General features: G+C 64.5%; 6 protein-coding genes and 1 pseudogene. 4 read left to right on the top strand and 3 right to left on the bottom strand.

Annotated elements, in window-relative coordinates:
- The 3 genes and pseudogenes from EN969_RS18615 to EN969_RS18625 all read right to left on the bottom strand — a co-directional run.
- A pseudogene (locus EN969_RS18615) lies at nucleotides 1–533 on the bottom strand (branched-chain amino acid ABC transporter permease); the annotation flags it as partial.
- Nucleotides 530–1279: an ABC transporter ATP-binding protein gene (locus EN969_RS18620; protein WP_063167567.1), complete on the bottom strand. Its 750-nt coding sequence runs from the start codon at nucleotides 1277–1279 to the stop codon at nucleotides 530–532. The gene EN969_RS18620 and the pseudogene EN969_RS18615, both read right to left, overlap by 4 nt.
- Complete coding sequence (locus EN969_RS18625; protein WP_063167568.1) at nucleotides 1276–2073, bottom strand: ABC transporter ATP-binding protein; 798 nt, start codon at nucleotides 2071–2073, stop codon at nucleotides 1276–1278. The genes EN969_RS18620 and EN969_RS18625 overlap by 4 nt, the downstream gene beginning before the upstream one ends.
- Nucleotides 2074–2199: 126 nt before the next feature.
- On the opposite strand from EN969_RS18625, the gene EN969_RS18630 reads away from it, so the two are divergent.
- From EN969_RS18630 to EN969_RS18645, 4 genes are all read left to right on the top strand, one after another.
- Nucleotides 2200–2934: a GntR family transcriptional regulator gene (locus EN969_RS18630; RefSeq protein WP_082826661.1), complete on the top strand. Its 735-nt coding sequence runs from the start codon at nucleotides 2200–2202 to the stop codon at nucleotides 2932–2934.
- Complete coding sequence (locus EN969_RS18635; RefSeq protein ID WP_013532979.1) at nucleotides 2931–3413, top strand: DUF3830 family protein; 483 nt, start codon at nucleotides 2931–2933, stop codon at nucleotides 3411–3413. The genes EN969_RS18630 and EN969_RS18635 overlap by 4 nt, the downstream gene beginning before the upstream one ends.
- Nucleotide 3414: 1 nt before the next feature.
- The gene (locus EN969_RS18640) at nucleotides 3415–3768 is read left to right on the top strand and encodes a TIGR04076 family protein (RefSeq protein WP_013532978.1); all 354 of its coding nucleotides are present in this window, start codon (nucleotides 3415–3417) and stop codon (nucleotides 3766–3768) included.
- Nucleotides 3765–4411: aldo/keto reductase (locus EN969_RS18645; protein ID WP_164758336.1), on the top strand; the 647-nt coding region annotated here is incomplete at its 3' end. The genes EN969_RS18640 and EN969_RS18645, both read left to right, overlap by 4 nt.

The following is a 4411-nucleotide window of genomic DNA, read 5'->3' on the forward strand; positions in this document are numbered from 1 at the left end:
GTCTGCGTGCGCGTCATCAACAGATGCACGGCGAGCACCAGCACCGCGGTCAGCAGCAAAAGCGCGATCTGGTCTGATGTGATGCGGATGCCGAAGCCGACCGGCATGGCGATCTGGATCGCCCGGCTGAAATAGGTCGGCCGCGAGGTGAAGGTGAATTCGAGCAGGCTTCTCAGCGCCATCGAGGCACCGAAGCTCGCCATCACCACGATGATCGCCTGGCCTTGCGAGCGCAGCCGCGAAAACAGCACCTTGTCGAGCAGCAGCGCCAGCAAAGCGGTGAACGCCATGCCGACGACCAGCGCGACAATCAGCGGCCAGCCGAAGGACAGCGGTGCGATCGGTGCCACCTTGCCGACTGTCGCGCCGATGGCGCTGACGACGGCCAGCGTCGCATAGGTGCCCCAGGCCATGAAGTCGCCATGGGCAAAGTTCGAGAAGCGCAGGATCGAATAGGTAAGCGTCACGCCGATGGCGCCCAGGCCGATCATCGAACCCGTCAGCAATCCGTCGACGACAAATTGCAAGCTCATGCCCCACCTCCTGTGCCGGACTTGCGGGGGCGCTGGCCGAGATAGAGTTCGGCGACCACCGGATCGTTCCACAGCTCGGAGGCAATGCCCTCGTGCCGGTCTTTGCCTTCGACCAGCACATAGGCGCGGTCGCCGATGGCGAGCGCTGCCTTGGCATTCTGTTCGACGAGCAGGATGGTGACGCCGGACTTGCGGATGTTTGCCAGCATCTCGAACACCATCGAGACGAATTTCGGCGACAGGCCGGCCGACGGCTCGTCTAGCACCAGCACCTTGGGGTGGACGATCAGCGCCCGCGCAACGGCGAGCATCTGCCGTTGTCCGCCCGAGAGGTTGCCGGCGGCGGTGCGGCGCTGGCGGACGAGATCGGGGAAGGCGGCATACATCTCCTCGGTGCGCGCAGGAATCTCGCGCCGCTCAAGGATGCCGCAAGCAACTCTGAGATTGTCCTCGACCGACATCAGTGGGAAGATGTTTTCGGTCTGCGGCACGAAGGCCAGCCCGAGGCGCACCATGGTGTGGGCCGGCGCGGCAGTGATGTCCTTCCCGTCCAGAAATACTGTGCCGCCGGTGATCGGGACGAGGCCGGCGATGGCCTTGATGAAGCTAGACTTGCCGGCGCCGTTGGGGCCGAGCACCACGACGATCTCGCCCTTGGCGACGGTGATCGAGGCGCCGCGCACGATCGGCACGCCGGGCTCGTAGCCGGCTTCGAGGTCGCGGACATCGAGAACGATCTCGCTCATGCTGCGCCTCCGAGATAGGCCTCGATGGCGCGCGGGTCGCGAGCGACCTCTTCGGCCGTGCCTTCGCTGAGCAACTGGCCGCTCGCCATGACGAGGACGCGATGGCAGAGCCGCGTCACCATGTCGATATTATGCTCGATCAGCAGGAAGGTGATACCGCGCGCATTGATGTCGCGGATGCGGTCGATGATGACTTCGAGCAGCGTCGCGTTGACGCCGGCCGCCGGTTCGTCGAGCAAGATGATCGCCGGATCGGCCATCATCACGCGGGCGAGTTCGAGCAGCTTGCGCTGACCGCCGGAAAGCACGCGCGCCGGCTCATGCGCGAGATGGGCGAGGGCGACCAGTTCCAGCAGTTCAAGCGCCTTTGTCCTGGCGGCCCTTTCCTGCGCGGCGACGCGCCATGGCGTGACGAAATTGGCAAGCAGCTTTTCGCCGGCCTGACCCTGCGCCGCCAGCATGATGTTTTCGATCAGCGTCAGGTTGGGCAGCGGGCGCGGGATCTGAAACGTGCGGCCAAGGCCACGGCCGATACGCAGATGTGCGGCTTCGCCCGAGACGCTCGTGCCGTTGAGAAGGATTTCGCCGCTGGTCGGCAATATGCTGCCGGCAAGCAGGTCGAACATCGTCGTCTTGCCGGCGCCGTTGGGGCCGATGAGGCCGAGGATTTCGCCCGCTTTGACGTTAAACGAGACGTCGTTGACCGCGACAAGGCCGCCGAACCGCCTGACGACATTCCTTGCCGTCAGAACCGGCGCGCGGATTTCCCCTTGCCGTTTGGTTGCCTCGCTCATCAAACCCTCTGGCCGAAGACGATCGCTGCCGCCTCCTGATTATGATTTGTGATCACACTTGCGTTGATCACGCTATTCGGCTTTAATTTCCTCCGCAAGCCGAAAACCGGCCACGAACGGAATTCCATGCAAAAGGCTGCCATCGAAAAGAACAACGAGGTGATCGCGGCCCAGCTTGCGCCGGTCGGCCGCGAGACCGTGCAGGACCGCGTGTATTCCGAGCTGCGCCGCGCCCTGATTGGCGGCCTGTTCGAACCGAGCCAGGTGCTGACCATCCGTGGCCTGGCTGACGCCTTGGTCACCTCGACCATGCCGGTGCGCGAGGCGCTCGGCCGGCTGATCACGGAAAAGGCGCTGGAGGCGCTGCCCAACCGTTCGGTGCGCGTGCCGCCGATCACGCTGGAACGCCTCGACGATCTCCTGCGGGCTCGCATCCTGATCGAGGGCGAGGCGATCGCGCTGGCCGCCGCCCGCATGGGTCCGCGCCAGATCGCCACCATCGAAACCATCCTCGCCGAATGGGACGAGATGCGGGCTTTGAAACACAAGAAGGACGTCGACCGCGAAGTGACGCTCAACCAGAGCTTTCATTTCGAGATCTACCGCTCCTGCGGTTCGGCCGTGCTGATCCCGATGATCGAGAGCCTGTGGCTGCAATCGGGTCCCTGCATTCGTGTCGCCATCTACGCCTTCTCGGAAGCCGGCGAGGTCGACACCGCCCAATATCACCGCCGCATCGTCACGGCGCTGTCCACGCAGGATGCGCAGGCGGCGCGCGAGTCGCTGGTCGCCGACATCAGCCGACCCTTCACCTTCCTGCGCAGCAAGCTGCAGGCCGCCGCCGTGAAAGACCAGACATGACCGCCATCAGGATCACCGAGCCGCGCTCGCAGCTTTCCGTAACGGCATTGCTGCTGCCCGAGAAGGCGCCGGAAAACGCTGCCTTCCTCTTGGCCTACCTCGGCACGCCACGCGTTGTTCCGGGCATCCATGCGATGTGGACGGGGCCTGAGATTTCCTGTCCGGTTCCATCAGCCGACCTCGAGGGCCAGGCCTATGCAAAACCGTTGCCGGCCGAGAACGCGACGCTGAACCCGCAGCCGGGCGACATCGTACTGTCCTACGTGCCGCCACGCATGTGGGGCGGCAATCCCAATGCGATCTTCGACATTGGCCTCTACTACGGGCAGGGCGCGCGGCTCTTGTTCCCGATAGGCTGGCTGGCCGGCAGTGTGGTGGCGCAGGTGCGCGTCGAAGAGCGTGACCGGTTCGCCGCCGCGTGCGGTGTCATCCGCCGCAACGGCGCCTGCGATGTCACCTTCAGCCTGATGGAGGCCTGACATGGCCGACGACGGTTTCGAGCTGTTCGACCTTCGCGTCGAGGCGATCATCCCCAAGGACAAACCTATCTATTGCGGCGCCAAGGAAGGCGACTATTTCGAGCTCAAGGGCGAGATGCTGTCGATGCCGGCAGGGCAGGGTTTTTCGATCTATTCGATCGCCGCCGTGTTGCCGCTGCTGGCAGCCAAGCAGCGCCCAACCCACCCGAACGACTGGATGACCTCGGACGCCGAGATCGCTTGTCCCGATCCCAATTGCGGCAGCCGGCTGCGGATCGTCAGGGCCGCCAAGCGGCGGTTCAGCCACGCCGAGACGACGGCGGTGCCGCTGCCGAAAGAGGATGACCTTAGATGACCGCCAAGACCTTCGAACTCGGCCCCGGCTACACCATCTCGCGCGTCATTCGCGGCGGCTGGCAGCTGGCTGGCGGCCACGGCGCCATTGATCGCAGCCAGGCGGTGGCCGATCTGATCGCCACTTTCGATGCCGGCATCTGGACCTATGATTGCGCCGACATCTACACCGGCGTCGAGGAGCTGATCGGTGCCGCGCGCCTGCAGCTGGCCAGCGAGCGCGGCCTCGACGTCGCGGCCCGGATGAAGGTGCACACCAAGCTGGTGCCCGACCTCGAACGGCTGGCCAGTATCAGCCGCGACTACATCAGGCGCATCGTCGACCAGTCATTGCGGCGGCTGAAGACCGAGCGGCTCGATCTCGTGCAGTTCCATTGGTGGGACTATGAACAGCCGCGCTATGTCGATGCCATGGGCTGGCTCAACGAGCTTCGGTTGGAGGGCAAGGTGCGCAATCTCGGCACCACCAATTTCGACACGCCAAGGCTCGCCGAGATACTCGCTGCCGGCATCCCACTGGTCAGCCAGCAACTGCAATATTCCGTGCTCGACCAGCGCCCGGGCAACAGCCTGGCCGCGCTCGCAAAACAGAACGGCGTCAGCTTCCTCTGCTATGGCTCAGTTGCCGGCGGCTTCCTCAGCAA

This window comes from Mesorhizobium sp. M7A.F.Ca.CA.003.01.2.1 (assembly GCF_003998945.1).
GTDB classification, from domain to species: Bacteria; Pseudomonadota; Alphaproteobacteria; order Rhizobiales; family Rhizobiaceae; genus Mesorhizobium; species Mesorhizobium ciceri.

What these genes read in the sequence shown, in the direction of transcription:
- EN969_RS18625 (WP_063167568.1), bottom strand. Translation starts at nt 2,073, where the DNA reads ATGAGCGAGGCAACCAAACGGCAAGGGGAAATCCGCGCGCCGGTTCTG.
- EN969_RS18640 (WP_013532978.1), top strand. Translation starts at nt 3,415, where the DNA reads ATGGCCGACGACGGTTTCGAGCTGTTCGACCTTCGCGTCGAGGCGATC.
- EN969_RS18620 (WP_063167567.1), bottom strand. Translation starts at nt 1,279, where the DNA reads ATGAGCGAGATCGTTCTCGATGTCCGCGACCTCGAAGCCGGCTACGAG.
- EN969_RS18630 (WP_082826661.1), top strand. Translation starts at nt 2,200, where the DNA reads ATGCAAAAGGCTGCCATCGAAAAGAACAACGAGGTGATCGCGGCCCAG.
- EN969_RS18635 (WP_013532979.1), top strand. Translation starts at nt 2,931, where the DNA reads ATGACCGCCATCAGGATCACCGAGCCGCGCTCGCAGCTTTCCGTAACG.